Origin of the sequence: Streptomyces genisteinicus (assembly GCF_014489615.1) — a bacterium.
Lineage (GTDB): Bacteria > Actinomycetota > Actinomycetes > Streptomycetales > Streptomycetaceae > Streptomyces > Streptomyces genisteinicus.
The window spans coordinates 79,855-104,750 of the sequence record NZ_CP060825.1; the positions used below are offsets into that span (position 1 = coordinate 79,855).

Here is a 24,896-nt window from a genome sequence, read left to right on the forward strand (position 1 = left end):
GACCGTGGAGGTGCGGCCGCCGACGCCGGTACCGTAGGAACTCCCCCAGAGGGAGGTTCAAGTCGTGATGCCCGACGGCCGGTGGAGCATCGGCGAACTCGCGGCCCGTGCGGGTGCCACCGTCAAGACGGTCCGCTTCTACTCCGACCGCGGCCTGCTGCCCGAGGCCGGCCGCAGCGCGGGCGGCCACCGGCGATACGGCCCCGAGGCACTGGAGCGGCTCGGGCTGATCCGTTCCCTGCGCGGGCTCGGCCTGCCGGTGACCGAGGTGGCGCGGGTGCTCGACCCCGAGGAGGACGTGCCGGGCAGGACGCTGGAGGACGCCGTCGCGGGGCAGCTGCGGGAGGTCGGCTCACAGCTGACGGCGCTGCGGTGGAGGGACGCGGCGCTGCGGCTGGTCGGTGACTCCCCGCCCGGGGAGCGTGCCGAACGGCTGCGTCTGGTCGGGGCGGTCGCCTCGCCGCCGAGCACCGCCTCGCTCGCCCGGTTCTGGCGTCGCTGGCTGCCTCCGCGGCTGCCGGCCCGCGTGGTCGCGGAGGTCGTCGACCACGCCGTGCCGCCGCCGCCCGACGACCCCACGCCCGCCGAGGTGCTGGCCTTCGCGCGGCTGCACGCCCTGGTGTCCGGGCCCTGCACCGGCGGTGTCCCGTGCCAGCCCACCGCGCACCGCAGCGACGGGGGCTACCGGGCGTCGGTGGTCTACGAAGGGCTGCCGGAGGCGTACGCGCTGGCCGCGTCGGAGCTGCTGGCGCGGCGTTCCCCGGGCCCGGGACCGGCGCTCGACTGCTTCGTCGCCGTCTACGCCGCGGCGTGCGGGGAGCGGAGCACCCCCGCGTTCCGGCGGCGCCTGGGCGGCCAGCTCGCCGCCGACCCCCGGATCGACCTCTACTGGCAGCAGGCCGCCGTCCTCTTCGGCCCCTCGGCGCCGACCCCGGGCGCCGCGCACGACTGGCTGTGCGCGGCGCTGGACGCGGAGACGGAACGCGTGGGGGCGGCCTGATCGCCCCGGCCGGCGGACCTGCCCGCGGTACCGGCGGGCGCGTCGACCGGTCCCGGCGGTGTGCCGGGGGCGGACCACCGGGACGCCGGCACCTGATCCGTCGGCGACGGGGACGCGCGCGGGGACGGCTGGGACGGGGACGGCGCGTGTGCCGTGCGCACCGGCTTCAGAGGCTCCGGGCGGAGATGTCGCCGCGGTCGGTGGTGGCGTGCACGGTGAGCCGGGCGGTGCCGTCGTTCTTCAGCCGGTTGCTGACCCGCCCGAGCGAGGTGCCCGCGTCCAGGGTGGCCGGGACACCGGCGGCGGCCTGCACGGTGATGTCCCCGGACCGGGTGCGCAGCACGACCGCGCCGCCGGTGGCCTCGGTGATCCTGATGTCGCCGCGCTGGGTGCTGATCTGCGCGGGCCCGTTCAGCCGCCCGACCTCGACGTCCCCGTCGACGGCGGTGAGACGGACGCTCGCGGCCTCGTCGATCTTGATGTGCCGGTACGCGCCGTCGAAGGCGACGTCGCCGACGCGTCCGACGATCCGGAACTCGGTCGCGTCGGCCTTCCCCTCGACCCGTGAGCCGGCCGGCAGCTGGACCGTCACCTCGACGGCGCCGGAGGGGCCGAGGTGACGGTTCCTCACCGGCACGCCGACGCGCAGCGCACCGTCCTCGTACACGACCTCCGCCTGCTCCGCGGCCTTGACGTCCCGCGACTTCGACGCGTTCATGGGCCGGACCTCGACCACCGTGTCCGGACGGTCGGCGGCGATGACCTGGACGCGCCCGGCGGGGACGTCCAGGACGGCGGCGACGGGGGCGGGGGTGTCGAACGACTGCATGGCGTCCTCCTTGCGATCCATAATTTCTGACATCGCAAACGCTACGTTGCGTTCGACGATTGCGCAACTATCTCGTTGCACAGTTGCACGATCAGCGCAGCTCAAGTGTCCCATTTCATTGCATCGACCCGTCAATTAACGCAACAGAGTACGCCGGGATTGTTGCAATGATGAGAGACTGAACGCTATGCTGGCGCCCGGTGTACGCGGTGTACGACACGGAGGAGGACACGGTGCCGGGAGGCAGGCTCACCCAGAAGGACCGTCAGCAGATCGCGCTGGGACTGGCCGACGGCCTCGCGTACGCGGAGATCGCGAGGAGCCTCGACCGCCCCACCTCGACGATCACCCGCGAGGTGATGCGCAACGGCGGCCCGACCGGGTACCGCGCCGACCTGGCGCACCGGGCCACGGAACAGCGCGCCCACCGGCGGAAGGGGACGGCACCCCGGCCCTCGGACCCGGTCCCCCAGCCGCACGGACGCGACGCCGACGCCGTGCGCGCGTACGAGGAGACCTTCACGACCGTCATGATGCAGTCGGGCCTGCCCAAGATGATGGCCCGGGTGATGGTCGCCCTCCTCACCACCGACACCGGCAGCATGACCGCCGCCGAACTCGCGCGGCGCCTCGAGGTCAGCCCGGCGACGATCTCCAAGTCGATCACCTTCCTGGAGAGCCAGTCGCTGGTCCGCCGGGAACGCGACGAGGGCCGTCGCGAGCGCTATGTCATCGACGACGACCTCTGGTACCAGTCCATGGAGGCCAGCGTGCGCTCCCTCGCCCAGCAGGTCGAGATCGCACGTGAGGGCGTCGGCGTCCTCGGGCCCGGCACCCCCGCCGCCACCCGCCTGGAGAACGTGGCCCGCTTCCTCGACTTCGTCGGCGAGAGCCTGGGCCGGGCCGCCGAGCAGGCCCGCGCCGTCCTCTACACCACCTCCGGCACACCCGGCGGGTCCGGGACGGCGGCACCGCCCGGCACCGACCCCGGGAGCGCCGGCGCTCCGCACGACCGGCCGGCGGACTGACCGCGCCCGGGCCCGGGCTCCCATGCGCTCGCCCCTCTCCGGGCCGCGGGCGCACCGTGCGAGACCGGTGGGCGATGGCAGGTTTGGCATGGCCCAGACGGTGCAGAAGATGAGCTGAGACAGCTCTTGCACTGAGGGATGGAGATGCGGTATGGGCATCATCGCGTGGATCATCATCGGCCTGCTCGCGGGCGCCATCGCCAAGGCGATCATGCCGGGCAAGGACCCCGGCGGCGTCATCGTCACCATGCTCATCGGCATCGCGGGCGGTCTGCTCGGCGGCTGGCTCGGCAAGGTGGTCTTCGGGGTCGACTCCGTCGACGGCTTCTTCGAGATATCCACCTGGATCGCCGCGATCGTCGGATCGCTCATCCTGCTCGTGCTCTACCGGCTCGTCACCGGCGGCCGTTCGCGCCGCCGCGCCTGACACACCGGGCGACCGCGCGTACGAGCCACCCCGGACGGCTCCCCTCCCGCCTTGTGCGGGGCGGGAGCCGTCGGCGTGTGCCCTCACCGCCGTCCTGGACGGCCGTGGAGGACGGCCGTGCAGGTCGGCCGGACCGCCGTCGCGGCGCTCAGGGGGAACCGCCCGTCGGGCCCTTCCGCACACGGGACGGGCACCGCGCCGCGGGAGGACCGGGGCCGCCGCGGCTCGCCGCCGCCCCCATCGCATAACCTCGTGCCTGGAGACGTCACAGGCGTGTGTTCACCCTCGGGAGGCGACGGTGTTCGGAAGGGGCACGCGGTTGCTCGCGGGTGCCGCGGTCGTGGCCGGCATGGTGCTCGTCGGCCCCAGCGCGCCGAGCGGGGCCCTCTCCGCCGGGGCGCTGCCCGCGGAGGCGGCCCGGGACGCCGTGCCGAACCGGGTGATGACCTGGAACCTCTGCAACCCCTGCGACGCGGGCAACGGCGACCGCGCGGCGGAGATCGCCGCGTACGCGCCCCAGGTCGTGGGCCTCCAGGAGGCGTGCGTCCGCGACGTCAGGAAGATCCGGGAGGACCTGGAGCGCCGTCACGGGCTGGTCTACCACGTCGAGTACGGGCCCGTGCTGCAGAACTGGGGCCGCTGCGGCGGGCTCCCGTGGGACCCCGGCGGCTACGGGCAGGCCATCCTGTCGGCGGCCCCGATGACGGACCGCATCAGCGTGGAGTATCCGGACGGGGGCTCCGAGGACCGCGGTTACATGGCCGTCACCACCACCGTGGGCGGTTCGCCCGTGCGCGTGTTCAACACCCATCTCGCGCAGCGGCGCCAGGAATCGGTCCGCGCGGAGCAGACCCGGGTCCTCGCCGCCGCCGTCGAGCCGTACGAACGCGCGATCGTGCTCGGCGACTTCAACGCCGTGCCCGACGCCCCGGAGCTCGCCCGGGTGTGGGCACTCGCCACGGACACCGATCCCCAGTGCCGCCCTTCGCCGGTCGGCGACTGCCGGACGACCACGGACTGGCGCAGCAAGTTCGACTACATCTTCCTGCGCGGCATCGTGCCGCTCGAACACCGCGTCCGCCCCAGCGACTACTCGGACCACGACCTGGTCCACGCCGACCTGGGCCCGGTGTAACGGCCGCAGCGGGGGCGGTGCCCGGTCCGCGCACACCGAGCCGCCGGGCGGGAACAGCCCGCGACCGGACGCATCCGCGGGCGCGACGCATCGGCGGGCCGGACGAATTCGCGGGCGGGCCGGTGAACGGCCGGATCCGGGGCACCGTATGAGCAACCGGCGGACACACGCCAGGAGACCAGGGCTGCGCGCGGCCCGCTCGCAGCGACAGGAGACACCCTCCGTGACTTCGGCCATTCTTCCGTCCCCTGCCGCCGACGCGGCCCACGACGCCGCGCACACGACCGCCGCGCGGTTCCGGCACGGTGTCTACGCGGTGCCCTGCACGACGTGCCACGTGCCCGCGGGCGCGCTCTGCCTCGCCCGCCGGTCGGTCCACCCGTCCCGGCGCGAGGCCTACCGGGTGGACCACCGCTCCTCGGTCCTGGTGCCGCTCCTCGTGGGACGGGACCAGGCTCCTGCCTCGCCGGGGCCGGTGCGGCCGCGGACGGCCGCACCGGCGGGACGCCGGGACCGCACCGGCCCCTGAGAACCCGGCCGCCGCTTTGTGCGCCTCCCTTGTGCCGCTACTTCATGGCGGCGATCTGGATGAGGTTGCCGCAGGTGTCGTCGAGGACCGCCGTGACCACCGGCCCCAGGTCGGTGGCCTCCTGGGTGAACTCGACACCCAGGCCCTTGAGCCGCTCGACCTCGGCGTGCACGTCGTCGACGGCGAACTGCGTGAACGGGATGCCGTCGGCGGCCAGGGCGCTCTTGAACGGGCCCGCGGCCGGGTGCCCGTCGGGCTCCAGGAGGAGTTCGACGCCCTCCGGGTCGGCGGGGGACACGACGGTGAGCCAACGGGCGGCGCCCGCCGGGACGTCGGTCTTCTTGATGAAGCCCAGCTTCTCCGTGTAGAAGGCGAGCGCCTTCGCCTGGTCGTCGACGAGCACGCTGGTGATGTTGATACGGATCATGGACTCGGTTCCTCTGGTTGCTCGATGGGCCACCGCTCGACGATCGAGCGCAGCGGACTGGTGTCGATATGGTGGAATTTGTACCGCCCTTGGCGGCGCGTGCGCACAAGACCCGCCTGTTCGAGCACGGCGAGATGCTGCGAGATGGCCTGCCGCGAGGAGGCCAGTCCGTGCTTCATCGAAAGCCGGCCGCAGATCTCGAACAGCGTCTGGCCGTCACTGTCGGCCAGTTCGTCGAGGATGATGCGCCGCGTCGCGTCACCGAGGGCTCTGTACAGGTCCGGATCGGCTGCCACGTCTCCGTTATAGGCAAGTGGCCACTTGCCTGTCAATCGCGGCACCGGAGTCCGGAGCGGCACGGGGCACGGCACGCGCGGGTAACCGGCGGGCCCCCACGGTCCCGGCGGGCCCCGTGCGGACGGGGTGCACCGTGCGGCGGCGCACCTATCATCGGCGCATGGCTTGCCGCATCAGCGAACTCGTGATCGACGCGGAGGACCCCGGCCTGCTCGCCGCCTTCTGGTGCGAGGTGCTGGGCTATGCCGAGCTGGACCGGGAGGACGACGGCAGCATCCAGATCGGCCCGCCGGGCGCCGCGGACGGCGGGGTGCTGCCGACCGTCGTGCTGAACGCGGGGCGCGACCCGCGCCGGGGCAAGCTCCCCCTGCACTTCGACGTCAGCGCCACCGACCGCGACCAGGAGGCCGAACTGGCCAGGCTGCTCGCTCTGGGCGCGGTGCCCGTCGACGTGGGCCAGAGCGGCACGGAGAGCTGGCACGTCCTGGCGGACCCGGAGGGCAACGAGTTCTGCCTGCTGCGTGCACGGGTGGAGCCCGCCTGACGGTCCGCCGGCCGTCCGGCCGGCGATCCGCGTCCGCCGGGCGGGAGGTGCGCCGCCTCCCGGGCCGGGAGGCGCGGCTCGGCACCCCGGGCCGGCCGGTCCGCTCCCCCGGCGTCCGCAGGGCACGGCTTCGGCGGCGGGCGGGGATTCACCCCGCCGGGACGTCCCTGACGAACACGACGCCGTCGATCGCGGGGAGATGGGCCGGGTCGAGCGTGGCGTAGCCGAACCACGGGGATGTCCGGGGAGCCGGCAGCCCGGGGCCGAGGGCGCCGGACAGGGCGGCGGGGTCCACGAGACAGCGGTCGCCGGGCAGCGCGTAGAGGAGTCCTTCGACGGTGCCGGGCGGCGGCACGTCCACCCCCTGGTGCCGGAGGGTGCCGAGGGCCGTGGCGAGGAAGGCGTACTCCCCGCCGAGGCGCTCACTCACCAGGGCGCCGGCGCTCCACCATTCCAGCGGCGCGCCGCCCATGGTCATCGAGCTCTTGTCGCGCTGGAGATGGGAGTTGTGGGCGTGCACGAGGACCGGTCCGCGATCGGCGGCGGCCAGGAGGCCGCGGGCCATCATGTCGTCCCGCACGGCACACAGCCGGGCCAGGCGCAGCGGGGAGGGGTCGGCCATGGCCGCGTGGTAGCGCAGGAGTCCGGTGGCGGTGCGCGCGTACAGGCGAACCCTGTCCAGCTCCTCGGGCCGGGCTGCCGAGACCAGGTGGGGCGCCTCGGTGTCGAGCAGCGCGGCGAGGTCGTGGGCGAGCAGCCGCAGCCGGTCGGCCTCTGCCGTGCGGCCGACGGACAGGGACGGTTCCGACCCCAGGTCGGGGGCGGTCCACCGCGCGTCGTCGCCGATGAGGCGGTCCAGTGTTGCTGCGGTGCACGGCAGCAGGTCCGGGTCCAGGTGGGCGGCGAGTGCGGCGTGGAGGGCGGTGAGGGCCTGCCGGGGGCTGTCGGCGCCGGCCATCTCCAGCGGGCCGTCGATCCCGGCGAAGCGGACCCGGCCGGGCAGGGGCCGGCCGTCGTTGTACGCCCGCATCCAGCGCACCAGTTCGCGGTTGGCCCGTGAGGCTCCCCAGCCGTGGCTGAACCCGCGCTCCATGGCCTCGTCGAGGGTGCCGGTGCCGTGGGTGACCCAGTCGTCGACGAGGAGGCCCTTCATGCAGTCGCTCTCCATCGCGACCGTGCGGTAGCCCGCCTCGTCGACGAGCCGGAAGAAGAGCTCGTTGCGGACGTCGAGCAGGGCCTCCTCGCCGTGCGTGGGCTCCCCCAGGGCCAGGACGCGGGGGCGGTCCGGGAGCAGCCCGATGACGGAGGCGGCGTCGAGGGCGTGGGCGGTCTTCTTGATGTCCGTAGCCATGGCGTCAACGCTATCGTTGAACCTTCGGTGGAGACTTTTCAGCGGTGGTGACGGCTGTATGGGGAAAAACCTTCAAACGGGGGATCGGCTGCGGCCGGTGGATCTGGCCAGTCGGCACGGGCTGTCCACCCAGGCGGTGAGGAACTACGAGGAGGCCGGAATCCTGCCGCCTGCCGCGCGCACGCCGAGCGGCTACCGGGTGTACGCGCCCCTGCACGCGGGCGCCCTGCGCGCGTTCCTCGCCCTGCTGCCGGGGCACGGGCACCAGCGGGCCGCGTCCATCATGCGGGCGGTGAACGCGGGCGCCCTCGACGAGGCGCTGCGGCTCGTCGACGAGACCCATGTCCAGCTCGTCGACGACCGGCGCACGCTGCGGGCCGTGGAGGACGCGCTCGCGGAGCTGGGGGCGGGCGCGGGGGCCGCGGCCGGCGAAGCGCCGTTCCCCGGCGGCCTGTTCATCGGGCCGCTGGCCCGGCAGCTGGGCATCCGTCCGGCGACGCTGCGCAAGTGGGAGCGTGCCGGGCTGGTGCGGCCGAGGCGCGACCCGCGGACCGGGTACCGCGTCTTCACGGAGGCGGATGTGCGGGACGCCCGGCTGGCGCACCAGTTGAGGCGCGGCGGCCGGCCGCTGGAGCAGATCGCCACGCTGCTCGCGCAGGTGCGTGCGGCGGGCGGCCTCGAACCGCTGGAGGCCGCCCTGCGCGACTGGCACGGGCGGCTGTCGGCCCGCGGGCGGGCGATGCTCGCCGGGGCCGCCGCGTTGGAGGCGTACCTGGGGATGCGCGACTGACGCCCGGGCACGGGCGGGGCCGGAGGTGTCCTCGGCGGCCTTGCGCCGGCCCCGGCCCGTCCGGCGGACGAAGCTCACCGGGTCCACCGGACCGGAGGCGTCCATGGGCCTGTACGGCTGATACCCGCGGACGGACGAACGCACGGTCCCCCGGAGGCGCAGCCGGCCCCGGTACGGCCGGCACCCGGGAGCGGGCCCGGCTCGCCGGAGCCCCCGGCCGGCGGACCACCCGGGCCCCGCGCGGCCGGGGACCACGGCAGATAGAGGACCCCTCGGCGGGCGGCGGACGCGAGGGGGCGCGGAGGCCGGCGCGGCGGTGCGATCCGGCCGGCGCCGCCCTGCCACGGGCCCGCCGGCGGGACGACGCGGCACGGTCAGGCGATGCCCGCCGCGGCGGCCGCGAGCGCGGTGCGCAGCGCGGCCGTGAGATCGGCGCGGGCGCGCGCCGCGTCGCTGCCGGGGTCGACGTGGTGGGCGTGGTGTTCGACCGCCGCGCGCAGGGCGGCGTTGAGCATGGCCGCCCAGATCGCGGGACGCACGTCGTCGGCGGGCAGCCGGCCGCGCTCGGCGAGGGCCCGGGCGAAGGCGGGTTCCGCCTCGTCGTGGGTCTGGAGCCAGACCGCCCGCAGTCCCGGTTCCGTGCGGGTGAGCCGCACCAGGGCCCCGACGTCGGGGCCGGCCAGGCCGGCGTCCGCCGTCCACATTCCGTCGAAGGCCTCGTCGAGCGGCCGCCCCGGGGGCCACTGCCGCAGCGCCGCGGCGATCGCCTCGATGCCCGTCGAGAGCAGCGGCCGGACGCAGGACTCCTTGGTCGGGAAGTAGCGCCAGACGGTGCGCGACGAGACGCCGACCGCCTGCCCGATCTGCTCCCCGGTGGTGGCCGCCACCCCCTGCGCGATGAACAGGCCGACGGCGGCGCGGGCGATCTCCAGGCGGACGGCGGCCTTGCGCTCCTCGCTCAGCGGGGGTCGCCCCGTCCGTCCGCGTGCTGTGGTCATCGTCCCCTCCGGCGCCGGTGCTGCGTGACCGGTGTATTGTCCACCACGACTTTATGTCACTGAGAGACATAAAGTCGTGGTGCTGTCACCGGGACAGCGATGCGACGAAGGGAACAGCCATGGCGGAGGACCGCACCGGAAGAAGCGTGATCGTCACCGGAGCGGGGTCCGGCATCGGCCGGGCAGCCGCCCTGGCCTTCGCGGCGCAGGGAGACCGTGTCGTCGTGGCGGACCTGAACGCGGCCGGCGCCACCGCGGTCGCCGGGGAGATCGAGGCTGCGGGCGGTGTCGCGGTGGCCGTCGCGGGCGATCTGAGCGAGCAGGCGGTGGTGGACCGCGTGACGTCCACGGCGGTCGAGCGGTTCGGCGGCGTGGACGTGCTCGTCAACAACGCGGGGATCATGGACAGCATGTCGGCGGCGGCCGATGTGAGCGACGCCGAGTGGGAGCGGGTGATCCGGGTCAACCTGACCGCTCCCTTCCTGCTCACCCGTGCCGTCCTCCCCCACATGCTGGCCGCGGGCCGCGGCGCCGTGGTGAACACGGCGTCGGAGGCCGCCCTGCGGGGCAGTGCGGCGGGGGCCGCCTACACGGCGTCGAAGCACGGGGTGGTCGGCCTGACGAAGTCCCTCGCGGTCATGTACCGGGGCCGCGGCATCCGCGCGAACGCCGTATGCCCCGGCGGCACGGCCACGGGCATCGCCGTCCAGGCGGACCCGGCCGCCCACGGCCCGGCGGTGCTCGGTCCGCACTTCGTGAACCTGGGGCGGGTCTCGCAGCCCGAGGAGCAGGCCGCCGCCATCCTCTTCCTCGCCTCGGACGCCGCGAGCAACGTCAACGGCGCGATCCTGCCCGTCGACGACGGATGGTCGGCCGTGTGAGACCGCGCGGAGTCGCCCGGTTCCCCGGCCGGCGGTCACACCGGCCGGGCGCGCGCGGCCCGGACGCCTGCCCGGACGCGCTGTGGGGCGTCCGGGCAGGCGTCCGCCGTCACGCGCGGGGGGACCTGCGGGGCGTGAGGGCCTCGCCGAGGGACTCCTCCCGCCAGCGCCTCAGGAGTTCGTGGAAGGCGACCGCGCCGTGGGGGTAGGACATCGGGCCGTTGGGCCGGCCGCGCCCCTCGGCGTTGTAGTAGCCGGGGGTGCACTCGGCGTGGAACCACTCGTGGTCGGGGGCGTCCGCCGCGAGGAGCGCGATCCAGGCGTCCTCGGACTCGCGGGAGGGCTCGACGACGGCTCCCGCGGCCTCCGCGGCGGCCACGAGCGCCGCCGCGTGCACGGCCTGCTCGTCGAGCACATGGGTGAAGTTGACGCTGCTCGCCGACTGCGCGCCGCCGAGGTGGATCAGGTTGGGGAAGCCGTTGCCGGTGCATCCGTGCAGCGTCCGCGGCCCCTGTGCCCGCCAGAGGTCCTGGAGTCCGGCGCCGCCCCGCCCGCGGACGGGGAGCCTGCCGGAGTGGATGCCGGAGGCGCCGACCGAGAAGCCCGTGGCGAGGACGAGGCAGTCCAGCGGGTACTCCGTGCCGCCGGCCACGACGCCCGCGCGGGTCATCCGCTCGATGCCGTGGGTGTCGGCGGTGTCGACCAGTGTGACGTTGTCCCGGTTGAACGTCTGGAGGTAGACGTCGGAGAAGGTGGGACGTTTGCAGGCGTACCGGTACCAGGGCTTGAGCCGCTCCGCCGTGTCCGGGTCGGCGACGGTCTCGTCGACGCGGGCCCTGATCTCGTCCATCTTGGCGGCGTCCGCGGCTTCGTAGGCCGCTTCGAAGGACTCCCGATCACCGGACCTGCGAAAGCTCGGCAGCAGTTTCTCCAGGAGGGCGGCCGAGGCGGTCCAGCCGTCGGCCACCAGGTCCTCGCCGGCGCCCTCGCCGGAGACGATGCGCAGGAAGTTGTCCCGCCGCTCGCCCGCCCAGCCGTCACGGCCGGCACCGACGTGCTCCGCGGCCGTCCGGCGGTTGGCCCGCACGTCCACGCTGGAGGGGGTGCGCTGGAAGACGTAGAGGTGTCCGGCGTCCTCGGCCAGTTCGGGGACGACCTGTACGCCGGTGGCTCCGGTGCCGACGACGCCCACCCGCTTGCCCGCCAGCCCGGTCAGCCCTCCGTCCGGGGTGCCGCCGGTGGCGGCGTAGTCCCAGCGGGAGGTGTGGAAGACGCTGCCCCCGAAGTCCTCGATGCCGGGTATGCCGGGGAGCTTGGGCTCGGACAGGGTGCCGGTGGCCGTGACGACGTACGCGGCCCGGAACACGTCCCCCCGGTCGGTGGCGACGATCCACTCCTCGGCCGCGTCGTCCCACTCCAGGGAGGTGACCGAGGTGGAGAACAGGGCCTCGTCGCGGAGCCCGAACGCCTCCGCGACGCGCACCGCGTGACGCCGGATCTCGTCGCCGGGGGCGTACTTCCACTCCGGGACGTATCCGGTCTCGTCGAGCATCGGCAGGTAGACGTGCGACTCGATGTCGCAGCGGATGCCCGGGTAGCGGTTCCAGTACCAGGTGCCCCCGAAGTCGCCGCCCTTCTCGACGACCCGGATGCGCCGTACGCCCCGCTGACGCAGCCGCGCCCCCGCGAGGATTCCGCCGAAGCCGCCGCCGACGACGGCGACGTCCACCGTGTCGCGCACCGGCTCGCGCCGGTCGGGTCCTGGTGCCCAGGGGTCCGCCGCGAAGGCGCCGGAACCGGAGTCGGCGGGGAGGTACTGGCGCGGACCGTCGGGCCGCACGCGCCGCTCGCGTTCGCGGCGGTAGCGGCGGCGCAGTTCGAGGAGGGCCTCGCCGGCAGGTGCGTCGGCGTTCGTCATGTGGGGGGACCTCGATCCTTCCGATGCGTTCCGCTGTGCTCATTAACCGTCAGATGTGCACGCGGACACGGGAGTTGAAGGGACGTGCACTACCGTAGCAACAACCGGACAACACTGTCCGGTTGAGGCGTACGCGCCTTCCCAACCCTCCGGACAGATGGGGCGGCCCCATGGAACGACTCCCGATCCGATCACTCGCCGTGCTGTCGGCGATCTGCCTGACGGCCCTCACCGGGTGCGGAACCGGAACGGAACGCACGACGCCGGTGACGCCGGCGGAGCCCGCGGGAGAGCGGACCGTCCGCGCCCAGCAGGTCATGCGGCTGACGACGGCGCACCCGGAGACCGGTATGACGCTGCTGGAGGGTCCCGTGTTCGACGAGCGCGGCGACCTGCTCGTGGTCGACGTCACGGCCCCCGCCGGCAAGCCGAAGGTGCACCGTGTCGACCTGCGGAGGAAGACCGCGCACCCGGTGCACACCGACGACCGGGGCGCCTACACCTCCGCGCAGTTCAGCCCGCACGACGGGCGGCTGTACCTGACCGACTTCGCCCACGGCGACATCGTGAGCCTGGCCCCGGACGGCGGCGATCCGCGGACGTTCTTCTCCGGCCCGGTCGACGGGGCGCCGATGAACCCCGACGACCTCGCCTTCGACCGCGAGGGCAACCTGTACGTCAGCGACTCGCGCGGGATGCGCGAGGGCCGCGCGACCGGGCGCGTGGTGCGCATCGACCGCGAGGGCCGGGAGGCCGCCGTGCTGGCCGACGGCCTCGCGGCGCCCAACGGCATCTCGTTCGACGAGAGGTACCGCGGGCTGTGGATCAGCGAACTGACCGCCAACCGCGTCTCCTACCTGCTCCTCGACCGGAAGGGCGCGGTCGCCTCGCGGCACACGGCCGTCCGTGTCGACGGAGGGATCGCTCAGACCGACTCCATCGCCGTCGACGCGGAGGGCAACCTGTACCAGGCGCTGCACGGGCGGCCGGCGATCCTCGTCTACGACCGGCACGGCGAGCGCCTGGCGACCGTCGAGGTGCGGGGCCGCGAGGCCGAGGGGCTCGAATCGGCCACCAACGTGGCGATCACGCCCGGGGGAACCCGGGCGTACATGACCGTCAGCGGACCGTCCGGGGGCTTCCTCTACGCGTTCGACGCGCCGGGCAGGGGCGTCCGGCAGTCCAACGGCGGCTGACCGCCGGGCTCACACGCCGAAGGGCCGCACCGGTCCGACCTCGACCCCGAGCAGCCGCCACGCCGCCAGCGCCCGGTGCGCGCGGCGTTCGCGGCCGGGGCCGGTGACGGCGCCGGAGACCATCGCGACGGCGATCATGAGATCGTCCGGCTCCGCGGCCAGCCGGTGCCCCTCGGGCAGGTGCGCCCGCAGCGCGCGTTCGACCCGCACGGACAGCGCCGCCGCGTACGGGGGGACGTCGGAGCCGCCGAACGCGCCGACGGCGTGCAGCATGCCGACGAAGGCGGCGGACTCGGCCTGGTGCCACGTCAGGACACCGAGCGCGCACGGCAGATCGGCTCCGGCCGAGGCCGCGGCCTGCTCGATCTGCCGGACGTTCTCCTCCAGCACCGCGGCGGCGACGGCAGCGCGGTCGGGGAAGTGCCGGTAGAGCACCCCCTGCCCGACGCCGGCGCGGCGGGCGACGGCGGACAGCGGGGCGTCCAGGCCGCTCTCCGCGTAGATCTCCCGGGCGGCGGCGATGAGAGCGGCCCGGTTGCGCGGAGCGGCCCGCCGCCCCTCGTTGGCGGGCCGCCGCTCCTCGCGTACGGGGTGGTCGGTCACCCGGAGAGGGTAGCGGCCCGCCGCGGCGGCGGGGGTGCGGCGGGCGGTGCACCGTCGCCGAACGGACGCCCGCCCCGTCGGCCCTCATCAGTCCTGCGGTCGACCGGACCGAGCCCCTGACCGGCCCTCAGACGAAGATGCGGTCGGCCTCACCCGGCCACGCCAGGGTGATGCCTGCGCGACGGCAGATCCGTGTCCACCGCTCGGCCTCGACAGGTGCACGTTCCACCCACAGCACGCACCGAGGCGCGTGACCCGCCTCGTGGAAGGCATCCGCGTAGTCGAGGAGTTGAGCGATTCCGGCGCGCAGCTGACCGGTCTCGGCGCCGGGCGGCAGCGACTTGACCTCGACGATCACGATCGCACCGTCCGGAGTCGTCCATGCGATGTCGAACAGCGGACCCCCGTGCGGCGGCGCGTACGGAGTCGTCCCGCGCGCCGCGGCCTCGTCGGCCAGCTGATTCTGGAGGCGGGCGTGCCACTGCGTGCCACGTGCGGTCAGGTCGGGATCAGGCGCGGACGGCACGGCCGCCTTCGGCTCAGTCGTCTCATCGGCGCGCCGGTACGGGCGGGTGAGCAGCGCGGCAACGGCGGAGCGCCGCCTTCGGAGGAACGTCGTGATGACGTCGACGACCTCCGGCCGGTACTTGATCAGAGGCTGGATCGTCGCAGCCGTCTGGGTCGCATAGCGGGGCAGTGCATCGCGGTCCAGCTCTATCAGCCAGTCGGTCGCCCGTCGGCGCGGGAAGTCGTCACCCGGGAAGGTGTAGGTCGGACGGCCGGTGACCCGGCCGATGTGCACCTTCCCCGCCTGCGGGTCCGGGGTGACCACCCAGTGGCCGGGTTCGACCAGGTTGAGGAACCGATCGAGCTGCCGCGACCAGTTGTCCCGCGTGCCGGCGGCCAGACCGGGCATGGCGGTTCCGATCGCCGCACCGATCTCGCCCACGGATGTCCCGGCGGGAATCTCACCGACCTCTCGCCAGCTGACGGCGCAGTAGCCCTGCGCGACCCAGTCGGCGGTTCGCGTGTCCCCCTCCTTCCCCGCCATCAGCAGCCACAGGGACGTGCGGTCGTCCAGCATGGTTCTCCCTCGTGTCCGGTGTACGTACAGGATCCTGGGTTCACCGGGCGGCTGGGAACAACCGGGCCGCCGGCACCGCCGCCCGCCGCGGCGGCCCGGCGACGAGGCGGGGTCAGCCGGTGACCTCCAGCACCAGCTTGCCCCGGGTGCGGCCCTGTTCGCCCCGGGCGTGGGCCGCGGCGGCTTCGGCGAGCGGGAAGGTGTCCTCGACGGCGACCTCCACCGCCTCCGTGTCGATCAGGCGGGCGATCCGGGACAGGGCGTGCCCGTCCGGCTCGACGAGGAAGGCGCTGGTGCGCACGCCCGCCTCCTCGGCGGCTTCGTGGAGTTCCGCGCTCACTCCGGCGGGGACGGCGACGAGGAGTCCGCCCTTCTTCAGGGTCCGCAGCGAGCGGCGGCTCGTGTCGTCGTGGTCGCCGATCAGGTCGACGACGAGATCGGCGTCCTTCACGGCGTCCTCGAACCGTTCCCCGGTCCAGTCGACGACCTGCGCCGCGCCGAGCCCGGCGAGCCACGCGTGCCGTGCGGTGCGGGCGGTGCCGGCGACCTCCGCGCCCAGGTGCCGGGCGAACTGCACGGCGAAGTGGCCGACCCCGCCCGCGGCGGCGTGGACGAGGACCCGCTGCCCGGGCGAGACGTCGGCCGTGTCGGTGAGGATCTGCCAGGCGGTGAGGGCGGCGAGCGGCACCGCCGCCGCCTGGACGTGGGTGAGCGAGGCGGGCTTGCGGGCGAACTGCCGGGCGGGGGCGGTGACGTACTCCGCGTAGCCGCCCGCCTCGCGGGGGAACCAGGGCATGCCGTACACCTCGTCGCCGGGAGCGAGCGTGGTCACGCCGAAGCCGACCTCCTCCACGACACCGGACACGTCCCAGCCGAGGACGAACGGCGGGTCGCCGAGGACTCCCGCCATGCCGCCGCCGGCACGCGTCTTCCAGTCGACGGGGTTGACCCCCGCCGCGTGGACGCGTACCAGCACCTCCGTGGGGAGGGGCCGGGGCCGCGGGACCTCGGCGACGCGCAGCACCTCGGGACCGCCGAGGCGGTCCTGCACCACGGCACGCATCATGGGACCGGTCACGTCTGACTCCTGTTTTCCGTGTGTTTCCCTGTTCACGGTTCTCACCGCCGTTCGGCGGTTCTCGCCGCCGTTCACGGTTTCCCACCGTCGCGCGGCCTCTGTCCGGCGCGCTTCCCGCACGCTAGCCACCGGGGTGTAGTTACCCGCAAGGGACACTGCTATCTTTTGGGAAGTATGACGATTCCCGAAGGGGGTGCGGTCCCCATGACCACCCGGTGCACGAACGGCGCGCACGACCAGCACGACGTGTACGAGGCGCAGTGCCCCTGCCGCGCCATGCTCGACCTGCTCGCCAACAAGTGGGCGGCGCTGGCGATCGGCGCCCTGGAGGGCGGGCCGCAGCGGTTCGGCGCCGTGCAGCGGCGGCTGAAGGGGGTCAGCCCCAAGGTCCTCACGCAGACGCTGCGCCGGCTGGAGGACGCCGGGCTGGTGGACCGCACGGTCTATCCGGCGGTGCCCCTGCACGTGGAGTACGAGCTCACCGAGCTCGGGCACGGTGCCGCCGTGCCGCTCGGCGCGCTGCGGGCGTGGGTCGAGGAGAACCTCGACCGGTCCCCGGCCACGGTCTGATCCCGACGGCGCCGGACCGGGCACGACGGGCCGCGGGGCATGAGCGGCGGGAGCCGGCGCGGGGCGCAGGGGGCGCGGCCGGGTCGTTCCGTCCGGACACGGCGTCCTCGCGTCACCGCGTGGGACGGCCCGTGCCGCCCGCCGCGCGGATGCGCGACGGGCGGCACGGGCCGCACTGAGCTCTCAACACCCCTGTCAGCAGCTCAGATTGCCCCCGGGCTCGACGCCGAGGAGCTGGGTGAAGCGCTGGTAGTTCTCGATCCGGCTCTGGACCTGCCCGGGGTTGCCCCCGTTGCACTCCAGGCTGCCGTTGATGGCGCGGATGGTCTCGCCGAAGCCGGCGCCGTCGACCATGGCGTCGTGCGGCGTCATGGTGCCCGGTCCGCTCTGGGTGTTCCAGTACCAGAGGCCCGTCTTCCAGGCGACGGCCGGATCGTTCTGCACGAGGTCGGGATTGTTGAGCAGGTCGATGCCGAGGGCGTCGCCCGCGGCCTTGTAGTTGAAGTTCCAGCTCAGCTGCACCGGTCCGCGCCCGTAGTACTTGTCGTTGCCGGCGGGGCAGCCGTAGGGCTGGGTGGTGTCGCAGTAGTGCGGGTAGTTGGCCTGGTTCTGTTCGACGATGTGGACGAGCCCGCCCGTCTCGTGGCTGACGTTGGCGAGGAAGGCCGCGGCCTCCTGCTTCTTCACGGTGTCGCTGCCCGTGTTGGAGAACCCGGGATAGGCGTCGAGCGCGGCGGTGAGACCGCTGTAGGTGTAGAACGCGTTCCGGTTCGGGAACATCTGCTCGAACTGCGCCTCGCTGACGACGAACGCGGCGGCCGAGGTCTCGCCGCCGGCCTTCTGGGCGGAGGCGCTGGGGGCGAGCGTCAGCGTGCACAGGGCCGCGGCCGCGCCGGTGGCGGCGAGCAGTCCGAGGATGCGGGGGTGCATGATGTCGACTCCTGTGGTGTGTGGGGGGATTCGCTGCGGCCGCGCGGACGTGTGGGGACGCCGTGGGGGGCGCGGGCGCGTGGGGATGTGCGGGGCCGCGGACGTGTGGGGTACGCCGCGGCGGGCGGGCTGGTCGCCCGGCCGGGCGGGCCGGCCCCGTGCGGGACCGGCCCCAGGGGCCGTCAGCCGCCGACGCGGACGTCGATGCAGGCGTAGAAGGCGTTGTCGGTGTCGGCGACGTTCCAGACGGCGAGGACCTTCTGCTGTCCGGTCAGGCCGCCGAAGTCGACCTGGTGGTTCACGACCGCGCCCGGCTGGGCGCCCCCGTCGTCGAACTGCGCGATCCGCTGCCCCCCGGCGTAGTACTCCCATGTGCTGGTGGCGTGCCGGGCGGTGAGCTTCCACGAGAACGTGGCGTTCTTCGGGACGGGGGTGACGGTCCAGCCCCTGCTGTCGTCGTCGAGTTCGGAGAACCTGCTGTTGCCGCCGCTGCAGCTGGTCAGCCCCTTGGGGCCTTCGACGCTCTGGGGTTCGTAGGTGATGTCTCCGCAGGACACCGAGCCTGCGGCGCACTGGGCCTGGCGGCTGGGCGGATCGGAGATGTAGCCGTGGGCGCTCGCCGTCCCGGCGGGGAGGGCGAGGGCGACGACGGGGGCGAGGGCGGCGCCGACGAGGGCAGCCGTCTTCCTGCTGGCGTGCATGGGGAAACTCCTTCACATCAGGCCGTTCCGGTCGCGCACGGCCGGTGTGGGGGTGGCCGTGTGCGTCGGACCGGCCGCTCGTGGGTGGGGCCATGAGGCGGAAGGTGACGCGTGCTCGCCGTCCGGACAGGGGTGTCTCCCCTGCGAAGGGATCAACTCCCCAAACGGAGCGGCGAGTTCTGTTGGCCTAGACCATACAAGTGGTCGTGGGCGTGTCAAGGCCTCGGCGGAACGGAGGACGCGGTTCCCAGGGCACCCGGGAGGGCGGCGGCCACTCCCCCTTGCGACGGCGTGTCGGCGCGGGCGGAGTGCGGTGTGCGCAGGTCAGCGCGTCAGCCGCGACTGACGCCTGGCACGGGAGCCGTTGCCCGCCGGGCGGCGGCCCCGCCGGATCTCGGATCCGCGCTGCGCGCCGCGGGCCGCGGGCCGGCGGGGGCGCCGGTGCCGTGCAACAGGTTCGGGAGATCGTGGAGTTGGCCGGCGGCGGTCCGGGCCGGAGCATGGCCGGCGCCTGCCTCCACGGCTACTCCGTGCTCGGCCGGCCCGGACCGGCCGGCGGCATGGACGCGCTGATCGCCTCGCGGCGGCCGATGGACGCGCGGGCGCCTGCCTCGCGCACGGGAGGCAGCGCAGTCTCCACCGCCCCTGCTCCGGGGAGAGCCGGAGCAGGGCATCGCGGGCGCGGGTGCGGCCGCACGCGGACCACGTCCGCGCGCGGAGACCGGCCGGCTGCGCGCCTGACACGGGGGCGGGGCCGGGACCGCTCGTGCGCGGTCCCGGCGGCAGGCCGGGGAGGGCGCGTTCAGGACGCCGGGGTGCGAGGACGGCAGGGTGGGGCGCCCCGACTCGTCGGGGCGAGATCGCCGAGCAGTGTCAGGGCGTGATCGTCAGGACGTGATGTGCCCGGCCTCCTCAGGACGGGATCGACAGGACGTGTACGTCCGGCCTCGTCAGGACGGGATCGACAGGGACCAGCCGACGACGTCCGCGAGCCTGCCGCGCCACAGTCCGTAGCGCATCGTCTGTGCCGTGCTGCCGGTGAGGAACGTGGCGTCGCGCAGGTGCACCCACCGCGGGAGCGGATCGTCGTCCCGGTCGTCCCGCTGCTCCTCCAGGACCTCGTTGATCACCCGCGGGATGCGGGCGAGCGACTCCGCGCCCGCGCCGGGGAGGCCGCGCAGCGAGGCCTCCCACTCCAGCGCGTAGGCGTCCCGGCTGATCACCTGCCCGTAGATCACCCCGCCGGGGATGTTCAGGGACACCCCGAAGTGCGAACGGTTCTCGTCGTCCCGGTCCACCAGCCTGACCAGCATCCGCAGCTCCGTGTCCAGGAGCGGCTCCACCACTCCCGGGTACCCCGGCGCCTGCTCGCCGCCGTTCACCGCCCGCTCGTCGGCCATCCGGACATCCTCTCCTCGGAGGCAGCCCGTCGGGGCCGCCCTGGTCAGGAACCACACCTCGGGTGTCGGCTGCCCGGTGGGGCGCCCGCCATGCGGGGCGGCCGGCGTCGGCTGCGCGGAGGATCTCCGGCTCGACGTAGGCTGGCCGGCGCACCCGAGCAGGAGGAGACCGAGGTGGACGGGACGGGGACGGAGCCGACGGCGGCCGCGGTCATGGCCGAACTGGCGGGTCTGGCGGACCCCAGGGCCCGTGCGGTGAACGAGCGCCACGGCGACGACCACGCCGTGAACCTCGGCGCGCTGCGCGCGCTCGCCAAGCGGTTGAAGACGCGGCACGACCTGGCAGGCGAGCTGTGGGAGACGGGCGATTCCGCGGCGCGGCTGCTGGCGGTGCTGATCTGCCGGCCGAAGGCCTTCGGCCGCGACGAGCTCGACGCGATGCTCCGCGCGGCGCGCACGCCCAAGGTGCAGGACTGGCTGGTCTCCTACGTCGTGAAGAAGAGCCCGCACGCCGAGGAGCTGCGGACGGCGTGGTTCGAGGACGCGGATCCGGTGGTGGCGAGCGCCGGCTGGGCCCTGACGACCGACCGCGTGGCCAAGAAGCCCGGCGGACTCGACCTCGGCGGCCTGCTCGACATCGTCGAGACCCGGATGAAGGACGCCCCCGACCGGCTCCAGTGGGCGATGAACCACTGCCTGGCCGCCATCGGCATCGAACACGCCCCGCACCGGGACCGTGCGCTCGCCATCGGCGAGCGCCTGAAGGTCCTGGAGGACCACCCCACTCCCCCGGGCTGCACCTCTCCGTACGCTCCTGTCTGGATCACCGAGATGGTGCGCCGCAGACAGGACGCGTAGCGAGGACGGGACACGACGGCGGGCTCGCCCCGCCGTGCCCCGGCCGGACGGGGCACGGTTCCATGCCCCGTGCGCAACCGTCTCGCTCCGCCACCGTCCCGAGGTCCGCTCGGGGCCGCGCCCCTGGTCAGTGCAGCACGGGACGGATCCGGAAGAGCTCGCCGCCGGCCAGGCCGATGAGGGAGCCGTCCCGGAGCATGAGTTCCGGGGCGGTCCCGCCCGCCACCGGCTCTGTGGACACCTGCACCCTGGCACGCCAGCGCACGGCACCGCTGTCGAGGTCGAGCCCGGTGAGCCGTCCGTTCGGACCCAGGTAGTAGGCCACCCGTTCCCGGAGGTCCACGGCCGCCGCGGAGGCGTGCTCGCGCGCCGTCGGGTCGCCCGGCTCCGCCCGCAGGTCCAGGCCCAGTTCGCGGGACCACAGGCGCCGGCCGTCGCCGGCCGCGTACGCCACGGCACGGCCGTTCGCTCCGGACGCGAGGACGATTCCGTCCGCGACGACCCCCGCGGGGAGGCCGTCGACGGGGTGCCGTGCCACCGCTCCGGTGCGGAGGTCGACACGGACCAGTTCGGTGGGTTCCGCGCCGCCTGCGAGCTCTCCGGCTCCGAGGAGGACGGCGTCCCGGTCGGTGCCGATCCAGGTCGTCGGGCCCGCCACGCTCGCGACCGTCCGTGGCGCGCCAGTCGCCGGATCCAGCCGGACGACCGTGCTGCCACGCGCCGGCGACCCTTCGTCGGGCGAGCACATCAGGTGCGGGACGCCGCCGATCGCGGCACGGTCGCAGTCGGCACCGTCCCACGAGTGGGTCCACAGCGTCCGCCCCGTCCTCGGCTCCAGCGCGGTCACGCTCCGCGCGCCGGGACCGCCTGCGAGGATGCCGCCGTCGAACAGCACGGCGGAGGCCCGGTCCCTGCTGTCGTCGGCCAGTTCGTGCCGCCACAGCACCTGCCGGCCGTCCGTGCCGAGGGCGACGAGGTCGGTACCCGGTGCAGGCGCGCCGGGCGAGTGGTCGGCATAGGTGTACAGAATCCCGTCGCGGACGCCGGGCAGGGCCCCGGCGGGTGAACTGCTGCTGCCGGCGGGCACTGCCCGCCGCTGCCACTGGAGGTCGCCCGTGCGGGCGTCGATCCCGACGGCGTCGTGCAGCGCGCCCCGGCAGAAGACGGCGCCGGGCCCGGTGGTGCAGGCGTCCCAGGAGATCCCGGGCAGCGTGGTCCGCCACAGCAGGTCGCTCTCCTCGCTCACACGGAACGCCGGCGGAGCGTCGTCGCCGGCCGCGCCGGTGACCAGCGTCGTGCCGAGGGCGACGCCGGTGAGGGCAAGGGCCGCCCCCGCGGCGCGCAGGCGCGTGCGCCGCCGGCGGCGTCGCACGATGCGGTCCGCGATGCCCGGTGGCGGACCGGAGTCCCCGGGGGCCCACGTCCGCAGAGCTCCCCGGACCTCGTTCTCCAGTCGGTCGGCGTTCATGCGCGGGCTCCTCTCGGCCGGCTGCCGCCCGTTGCGGCGGGGGTGGGGCGTGCGGGGGTGCCCAGTTCCGGAGCGAGGACGCGCAGCCGGGCCAGCGATCGGTGGGTGGTGCTGCGCACGGTGCCCACCGAGCAGCCCAGCAGCTTCGCCACCTCGGACTCGGACAGGTCCTCGAAGTAGCGCAGGACGAGCATCGTGCGCTGGCGCGGCGTCAGCCGGGCGAGGGCCTGGCGCACCGTGAGCCTCAGGACGGCGTCCGCAGCGGCGTCGGCGGGGGCCGCGCGGTCCGGCGGCGTGCCGAGCGCCGGCTCCCGGTGCGGCCGCCGCAGCCGCCAGCGGCTGACCTGATGGCGGTACATCACCGTGCGCACATAGCCCTCCGGGTCGTCGACGTGGCGCCAGCGGCCCAGCGTCTTCATCAGCGCGCTCTGCACGAGGTCCTCGGCCTCGTGGCGGTCACCGCCGGTGAGCAGGTTCGCCAGGCGCAGCAGGGCGCTCCACCTGTCGTCGACGAACTCCCGGAATCTCTCGTGGTCCTGCGGGTCCATGGGCCCTCCCGTTCCCTCATGACCACAAGGACGCGCGCGACCGGGCCGGTCTATGCCTGCGGCCGGGATCCTCCCGTCCGCCCCTCGCGTCGGGGCGTGCCGGACGCCGTATTCCGTCCGGCGGGTCTGGGCGCGGATTCCGGGGGCACACGCACCGTTGCACCGAAGCGTTCCGTCCCCGCGCACAGAGGAGTCACACCATGCTGGGCATAGCCGCCGCCGTTCTGTTCTTCATCTCCTTCCTCATCAACGCCGCCGATCTCGGCACGAACGACGTGTTCTCGTCGGGCAACATCATGCTGCTGGGGCTGATGCTCCTGGCGCTCCACGTGGCGGGGGTGGGGACGTCGTGGCGCTCCGGACGCCGCCGCTGAGACGACGCGGGGTGAGACCGCCGTCCGTACCGGGTCACCGGGCGGGCGGCGGTCGCCGTGAAGGGCCGCCCGCCCGGTGGAGTCCCGTTCCCGCGCGAGCGCGTAGAGGGACACATGGGCTCCGTTAACATGTTCGAGCTCATGGAGAGCATGCGAATGTCGGCGGAATTCCTTCACAACGGTTGAGAAATTGATATCCAAGGTCTCGCGGGGTCCCTCGCGAACAGCCGGCGGCGATGCCGCCGTGTGGCGTCGTCCGCGGGTCCTGTTGTGGACCGGGCTCGGCGTGGTCGGTCTGGCGTTCCTGGTGGCGCTGGAGATCGCCGCGCGGCACTACGGCGTGCGGGGGCCGATCACCAATCAGGTGCGCGAGGTGTTCTTCGCCCCGAAGTCGGGGCCGTTGCTCTATGCCGGCCTGGCGCTGATGACCGTGGTGCTCGACCGGCGGCGCCGTTTCGTGGCGTTCGGCGCCGCGGCGGCGATCGACCTCGTGCTGTGGCTGGTGCGGTGGGCTCTCGACGCCCCCGTGATGGCGGGCACAGGGGCGTTGTGGGTGCTGCTGGCCCATGCGGTGATCGCGGTCGCCTGGCGGTCCGGGCACGACCGGGTCCTGCTGCTGAAGGCCGTCGGCCTCGGACTGCTTCTGGTGGCCGGCCGCAAGGCCGGTGACACCTGGCTGCTGATCACGGCGAAAGCCCATCCGACCGTCCTCGACCCCTACCTGGCGGCCGCCGACCACGCGCTGGGCAGCCCGTCCTGGCTCGCGGGCCGTCTCGTCGGCGCCACCGGCCCTGTCGGCGCCCATGTGCTCGACTGGGTGTACGTGCAGCTGGGCGTGGCCGCGGTCGTGGTGGCGCTCTACCAGCTGCGGAACGCGGGGACCGAGCGGCGTTTCCCCGGCCACCACCTGGTCCGCACGTTCCTGGTCATCGGCCTGATCGGGCCGGCCGTCTACATGATCTTCCCGGTGGTCGGGCCGGTCTACGCCTACGGCGCCGAGGGCGGGCAGTGGGCCGTCGCCCACCTGTGGCCCGACACCCCGCCGGCGGTCGTCACACCGCAGGCGATGCCGTTCGACGGGATCACACCGCGCAACTGCATGCCCAGCCTCCACACCGCCTGGGCGACCGCCATCTTCATCCACTCCCGCAAGGGACCGTGGGCGCTGCGGCTCGCCGGCTCGCTGTGGCTCGTCACCACACTCGCGGCCACCCTCGGCTTCGGTTACCACTACGGCGTGGACATCATCGGGGGCGTGGTGTTCACGCTCACGATCGAAGCCGCGCTGCGCGCCCTCGACCGGGGCTGGGACCGGCGGGCCGTCCGGCTCGTCGCCGTCGGCAGCGCCGTTTTCGCGGCCTTCCTCCTCGCGTTCCGCTTCCTCAGCATGGAAATGGCCGCCCACCCGTGGGTGTCCGGTCCGCTGCTCGTGCTGGCCACACTGCTCGTCGTGTACGACTACACCCGTGTCACGCGGCAGTGGGACCGGGAAACGGCCGCCGCGCGCATTCCGGTTCAGCGCGCGGGGGCGGCGGCCGAGGCACTCCCCGCGGCCCCGGCGGAGGGCGCCGCGCGGCCCTCCGCCGCCATGGTGCCGATGCGGCAGGCGGCTGCGGGGGCGGCGTCCGACGCCGGGGCCGAAGGCCGGGAGGCGGGGGCGGTCTGACGCGCGCAGCGGTGGGCCGGGACCGAAGGCATGCCTCCGGTCCCGGCCCACCGCTGCGCGGGGGACGGCGCGCGGGCGGCGGACGTTCACGGCGCGCCTGCGGGGCGGGCGGTCGAGCCGCCGCCCCGGGGGCCGCGGGCGGCGTCTTCGCGGACCGCGGCCCCGCGTCGGGCCGACGCCCGCGTGCCCCGGGACTCCCCCGGTGTGCCTTCCGGTCGCCGGTGCCCGCCGGTGGACCGGCGCCGTGACGGCGCCCCGGCGCCCCG

At 74.2% G+C, this 24,896-nt stretch carries 27 protein-coding genes; 13 read left to right on the top strand and 14 right to left on the bottom strand.

Annotated elements, in window-relative coordinates; genetic code table 11:
- Positions 1–67 precede the first annotated feature (67 nt).
- A complete protein-coding gene (locus IAG43_RS00350; protein ID WP_187738731.1) occupies positions 68–1,000 on the top strand; it encodes a helix-turn-helix domain-containing protein in 933 nt (310 codons plus the stop codon).
- A 166-nt stretch (positions 1,001–1,166) separates the two neighbouring features.
- On the opposite strand, the gene IAG43_RS00355 is transcribed toward IAG43_RS00350, so the two are convergent.
- On the bottom strand, positions 1,167–1,829 hold the full coding sequence (locus tag IAG43_RS00355; RefSeq protein WP_187738732.1) for a DUF4097 family beta strand repeat-containing protein: 663 nt from the start codon (positions 1,827–1,829) through the stop codon (positions 1,167–1,169).
- Positions 1,830–2,062: 233 nt separating this feature from the next.
- Between IAG43_RS00355 and IAG43_RS00360 the strand changes: the two genes are divergently transcribed.
- The 4 genes from IAG43_RS00360 (at position 2,063) to IAG43_RS00375 (ending at position 4,948) form a co-directional block, all read left to right on the top strand.
- Complete coding sequence (locus IAG43_RS00360) at positions 2,063–2,857, top strand: GbsR/MarR family transcriptional regulator (protein ID WP_187744224.1); 795 nt, start codon at positions 2,063–2,065, stop codon at positions 2,855–2,857.
- 151 nt (positions 2,858–3,008) lie between these two features.
- On the top strand, positions 3,009–3,284 hold the full coding sequence (locus IAG43_RS00365; RefSeq protein ID WP_187738733.1) for a GlsB/YeaQ/YmgE family stress response membrane protein: 276 nt from the start codon (positions 3,009–3,011) through the stop codon (positions 3,282–3,284).
- Positions 3,285–3,603: 319 nt separating this feature from the next.
- Positions 3,604–4,419 (top strand): endonuclease/exonuclease/phosphatase family protein, encoded by an 816-nt coding sequence (locus IAG43_RS00370; protein ID WP_425508555.1) that lies wholly within the window; start codon positions 3,604–3,606, stop codon positions 4,417–4,419.
- A 223-nt stretch (positions 4,420–4,642) separates the two neighbouring features.
- A complete protein-coding gene (locus tag IAG43_RS00375) occupies positions 4,643–4,948 on the top strand; it encodes a zinc finger domain-containing protein (protein ID WP_187738734.1) in 306 nt (101 codons plus the stop codon).
- Positions 4,949–4,985: 37 nt separating this feature from the next.
- Here the strand turns inward: IAG43_RS00375 and IAG43_RS00380 are convergent, their stop codons facing one another.
- Positions 4,986–5,372 (bottom strand): VOC family protein, encoded by a 387-nt coding sequence (locus IAG43_RS00380; RefSeq protein ID WP_223006022.1) that lies wholly within the window; start codon positions 5,370–5,372, stop codon positions 4,986–4,988.
- On the bottom strand, positions 5,372–5,671 hold the full coding sequence (locus tag IAG43_RS00385) for an ArsR/SmtB family transcription factor (protein ID WP_187738736.1): 300 nt from the start codon (positions 5,669–5,671) through the stop codon (positions 5,372–5,374). The genes IAG43_RS00380 and IAG43_RS00385 overlap by 1 nt, the downstream gene beginning before the upstream one ends.
- A 161-nt stretch (positions 5,672–5,832) precedes the next feature.
- On the opposite strand from IAG43_RS00385, the gene IAG43_RS00390 reads away from it, so the two are divergent.
- On the top strand, positions 5,833–6,216 hold the full coding sequence (locus tag IAG43_RS00390) for a VOC family protein (protein WP_187738737.1): 384 nt from the start codon (positions 5,833–5,835) through the stop codon (positions 6,214–6,216).
- Positions 6,217–6,364: 148 nt separating this feature from the next.
- Here the strand turns inward: IAG43_RS00390 and IAG43_RS00395 are convergent, their stop codons facing one another.
- The gene (locus IAG43_RS00395; protein ID WP_187738738.1) at positions 6,365–7,567 is read right to left on the bottom strand and encodes an erythromycin esterase family protein; all 1,203 of its coding nucleotides are present in this window, start codon (positions 7,565–7,567) and stop codon (positions 6,365–6,367) included.
- 58 nt (positions 7,568–7,625) lie between these two features.
- On the opposite strand from IAG43_RS00395, the gene IAG43_RS00400 reads away from it, so the two are divergent.
- Positions 7,626–8,357 (top strand): TioE family transcriptional regulator, encoded by a 732-nt coding sequence (locus tag IAG43_RS00400; RefSeq protein WP_187738739.1) that lies wholly within the window; start codon positions 7,626–7,628, stop codon positions 8,355–8,357.
- Positions 8,358–8,731: 374 nt separating this feature from the next.
- On the opposite strand, the gene IAG43_RS00405 is transcribed toward IAG43_RS00400, so the two are convergent.
- Positions 8,732–9,355, bottom strand: a complete 624-nt coding sequence (locus IAG43_RS00405) for a TetR/AcrR family transcriptional regulator (RefSeq protein ID WP_187738740.1) — start codon at positions 9,353–9,355, stop codon at positions 8,732–8,734.
- A gap of 119 nt (positions 9,356–9,474) precedes the next feature.
- Between IAG43_RS00405 and IAG43_RS00410 the strand changes: the two genes are divergently transcribed.
- Positions 9,475–10,236 (top strand): SDR family NAD(P)-dependent oxidoreductase, encoded by a 762-nt coding sequence (locus IAG43_RS00410; RefSeq protein ID WP_187738741.1) that lies wholly within the window; start codon positions 9,475–9,477, stop codon positions 10,234–10,236.
- A gap of 109 nt (positions 10,237–10,345) precedes the next feature.
- Here IAG43_RS00410 and IAG43_RS00415 read toward each other — a convergent pair whose 3' ends face one another.
- Complete coding sequence (locus tag IAG43_RS00415) at positions 10,346–12,154, bottom strand: flavin-containing monooxygenase (protein WP_187738742.1); 1,809 nt, start codon at positions 12,152–12,154, stop codon at positions 10,346–10,348.
- Positions 12,155–12,324: 170 nt separating this feature from the next.
- Between IAG43_RS00415 and IAG43_RS00420 the strand changes: the two genes are divergently transcribed.
- Positions 12,325–13,350 (top strand): SMP-30/gluconolactonase/LRE family protein, encoded by a 1,026-nt coding sequence (locus tag IAG43_RS00420; RefSeq protein WP_187738743.1) that lies wholly within the window; start codon positions 12,325–12,327, stop codon positions 13,348–13,350.
- 9 nt (positions 13,351–13,359) lie between these two features.
- On the opposite strand, the gene IAG43_RS00425 is transcribed toward IAG43_RS00420, so the two are convergent.
- The 3 genes from IAG43_RS00425 to IAG43_RS00435 form a co-directional block, all read right to left on the bottom strand.
- Positions 13,360–13,953 carry a TetR/AcrR family transcriptional regulator gene (locus IAG43_RS00425; protein WP_187738744.1) on the bottom strand — a complete coding sequence of 198 codons (594 nt, stop codon included), beginning with the start codon at positions 13,951–13,953 and terminating at the stop codon, positions 13,360–13,362.
- Positions 13,954–14,080: 127 nt separating this feature from the next.
- Positions 14,081–15,037, bottom strand: coding sequence for a hypothetical protein (locus tag IAG43_RS00430; protein ID WP_187738745.1), 957 nt, complete (start codon positions 15,035–15,037; stop codon positions 14,081–14,083).
- A 112-nt stretch (positions 15,038–15,149) separates the two neighbouring features.
- A complete protein-coding gene (locus IAG43_RS00435; RefSeq protein ID WP_187744226.1) occupies positions 15,150–16,100 on the bottom strand; it encodes an NADP-dependent oxidoreductase in 951 nt (316 codons plus the stop codon).
- 189 nt (positions 16,101–16,289) lie between these two features.
- Between IAG43_RS00435 and IAG43_RS00440 the strand changes: the two genes are divergently transcribed.
- Positions 16,290–16,685, top strand: coding sequence for a winged helix-turn-helix transcriptional regulator (locus tag IAG43_RS00440; RefSeq protein WP_246574001.1), 396 nt, complete (start codon positions 16,290–16,292; stop codon positions 16,683–16,685).
- Positions 16,686–16,880: 195 nt separating this feature from the next.
- Here IAG43_RS00440 and IAG43_RS00445 read toward each other — a convergent pair whose 3' ends face one another.
- The 3 genes from IAG43_RS00445 to IAG43_RS00455 form a co-directional block, all read right to left on the bottom strand.
- Entirely contained in the window at positions 16,881–17,615 is a 735-nt protein-coding gene (locus IAG43_RS00445) for a chitinase (protein ID WP_187738746.1), read from the bottom strand.
- Positions 17,616–17,797: 182 nt separating this feature from the next.
- The gene (locus tag IAG43_RS00450; RefSeq protein ID WP_187738747.1) at positions 17,798–18,316 is read right to left on the bottom strand and encodes a lytic polysaccharide monooxygenase auxiliary activity family 9 protein; all 519 of its coding nucleotides are present in this window, start codon (positions 18,314–18,316) and stop codon (positions 17,798–17,800) included.
- Between the two features lie 950 nt (positions 18,317–19,266).
- Complete coding sequence (locus IAG43_RS00455) at positions 19,267–19,716, bottom strand: hypothetical protein (protein WP_187738748.1); 450 nt, start codon at positions 19,714–19,716, stop codon at positions 19,267–19,269.
- A 213-nt stretch (positions 19,717–19,929) separates the two neighbouring features.
- On the opposite strand from IAG43_RS00455, the gene IAG43_RS00460 reads away from it, so the two are divergent.
- Complete coding sequence (locus IAG43_RS00460) at positions 19,930–20,574, top strand: DNA alkylation repair protein (RefSeq protein ID WP_246574674.1); 645 nt, start codon at positions 19,930–19,932, stop codon at positions 20,572–20,574.
- Positions 20,575–20,701: 127 nt separating this feature from the next.
- On the opposite strand, the gene IAG43_RS00465 is transcribed toward IAG43_RS00460, so the two are convergent.
- Together IAG43_RS00465 and IAG43_RS00470 are read right to left on the bottom strand one after the other, a co-directional pair.
- Positions 20,702–22,042 (bottom strand): outer membrane protein assembly factor BamB family protein, encoded by a 1,341-nt coding sequence (locus IAG43_RS00465; RefSeq protein WP_187738750.1) that lies wholly within the window; start codon positions 22,040–22,042, stop codon positions 20,702–20,704.
- Positions 22,039–22,590 carry a SigE family RNA polymerase sigma factor gene (locus IAG43_RS00470; protein ID WP_187738751.1) on the bottom strand — a complete coding sequence of 184 codons (552 nt, stop codon included), beginning with the start codon at positions 22,588–22,590 and terminating at the stop codon, positions 22,039–22,041. The genes IAG43_RS00465 and IAG43_RS00470 overlap by 4 nt, the downstream gene beginning before the upstream one ends.
- A 200-nt stretch (positions 22,591–22,790) precedes the next feature.
- Between IAG43_RS00470 and IAG43_RS00475 the strand changes: the two genes are divergently transcribed.
- Together IAG43_RS00475 and IAG43_RS00480 are read left to right on the top strand one after the other, a co-directional pair.
- Positions 22,791–22,964 (top strand): hypothetical protein, encoded by a 174-nt coding sequence (locus tag IAG43_RS00475; protein WP_187738752.1) that lies wholly within the window; start codon positions 22,791–22,793, stop codon positions 22,962–22,964.
- Positions 22,965–23,208: 244 nt separating this feature from the next.
- Positions 23,209–24,630, top strand: coding sequence for a phosphatase PAP2 family protein (locus IAG43_RS00480; protein ID WP_246574002.1), 1,422 nt, complete (start codon positions 23,209–23,211; stop codon positions 24,628–24,630).
- The last annotated feature ends 266 nt before the right edge of the window (positions 24,631–24,896 follow it).

Coding starts and splice junctions, on each gene's coding strand:
- IAG43_RS00350 (WP_187738731.1), top strand. CDS start 68: ATGCCCGACGGCCGGTGGAGCATCGGCGAACTCGCGGCCCGTGCGGGT.
- IAG43_RS00355 (WP_187738732.1), bottom strand. CDS start 1,829: ATGCAGTCGTTCGACACCCCCGCCCCCGTCGCCGCCGTCCTGGACGTC.
- IAG43_RS00365 (WP_187738733.1), top strand. CDS start 3,009: ATGGGCATCATCGCGTGGATCATCATCGGCCTGCTCGCGGGCGCCATC.
- IAG43_RS00390 (WP_187738737.1), top strand. CDS start 5,833: ATGGCTTGCCGCATCAGCGAACTCGTGATCGACGCGGAGGACCCCGGC.
- IAG43_RS00395 (WP_187738738.1), bottom strand. CDS start 7,567: ATGGCTACGGACATCAAGAAGACCGCCCACGCCCTCGACGCCGCCTCC.
- IAG43_RS00400 (WP_187738739.1), top strand. CDS start 7,626: ATGGGGAAAAACCTTCAAACGGGGGATCGGCTGCGGCCGGTGGATCTG.
- IAG43_RS00405 (WP_187738740.1), bottom strand. CDS start 9,355: ATGACCACAGCACGCGGACGGACGGGGCGACCCCCGCTGAGCGAGGAG.
- IAG43_RS00410 (WP_187738741.1), top strand. CDS start 9,475: ATGGCGGAGGACCGCACCGGAAGAAGCGTGATCGTCACCGGAGCGGGG.
- IAG43_RS00415 (WP_187738742.1), bottom strand. CDS start 12,154: ATGACGAACGCCGACGCACCTGCCGGCGAGGCCCTCCTCGAACTGCGC.
- IAG43_RS00420 (WP_187738743.1), top strand. CDS start 12,325: ATGGAACGACTCCCGATCCGATCACTCGCCGTGCTGTCGGCGATCTGC.
- IAG43_RS00430 (WP_187738745.1), bottom strand. CDS start 15,037: ATGCTGGACGACCGCACGTCCCTGTGGCTGCTGATGGCGGGGAAGGAG.
- IAG43_RS00435 (WP_187744226.1), bottom strand. CDS start 16,100: ATGCGTGCCGTGGTGCAGGACCGCCTCGGCGGTCCCGAGGTGCTGCGC.
- IAG43_RS00440 (WP_246574001.1), top strand. CDS start 16,290: ATGACGATTCCCGAAGGGGGTGCGGTCCCCATGACCACCCGGTGCACG.
- IAG43_RS00445 (WP_187738746.1), bottom strand. CDS start 17,615: ATGCACCCCCGCATCCTCGGACTGCTCGCCGCCACCGGCGCGGCCGCG.
- IAG43_RS00450 (WP_187738747.1), bottom strand. CDS start 18,316: ATGCACGCCAGCAGGAAGACGGCTGCCCTCGTCGGCGCCGCCCTCGCC.
- IAG43_RS00455 (WP_187738748.1), bottom strand. CDS start 19,716: ATGGCCGACGAGCGGGCGGTGAACGGCGGCGAGCAGGCGCCGGGGTAC.
- IAG43_RS00460 (WP_246574674.1), top strand. CDS start 19,930: ATGGCCGAACTGGCGGGTCTGGCGGACCCCAGGGCCCGTGCGGTGAAC.
- IAG43_RS00465 (WP_187738750.1), bottom strand. CDS start 22,042: ATGAACGCCGACCGACTGGAGAACGAGGTCCGGGGAGCTCTGCGGACG.
- IAG43_RS00470 (WP_187738751.1), bottom strand. CDS start 22,590: ATGGACCCGCAGGACCACGAGAGATTCCGGGAGTTCGTCGACGACAGG.
- IAG43_RS00475 (WP_187738752.1), top strand. CDS start 22,791: ATGCTGGGCATAGCCGCCGCCGTTCTGTTCTTCATCTCCTTCCTCATC.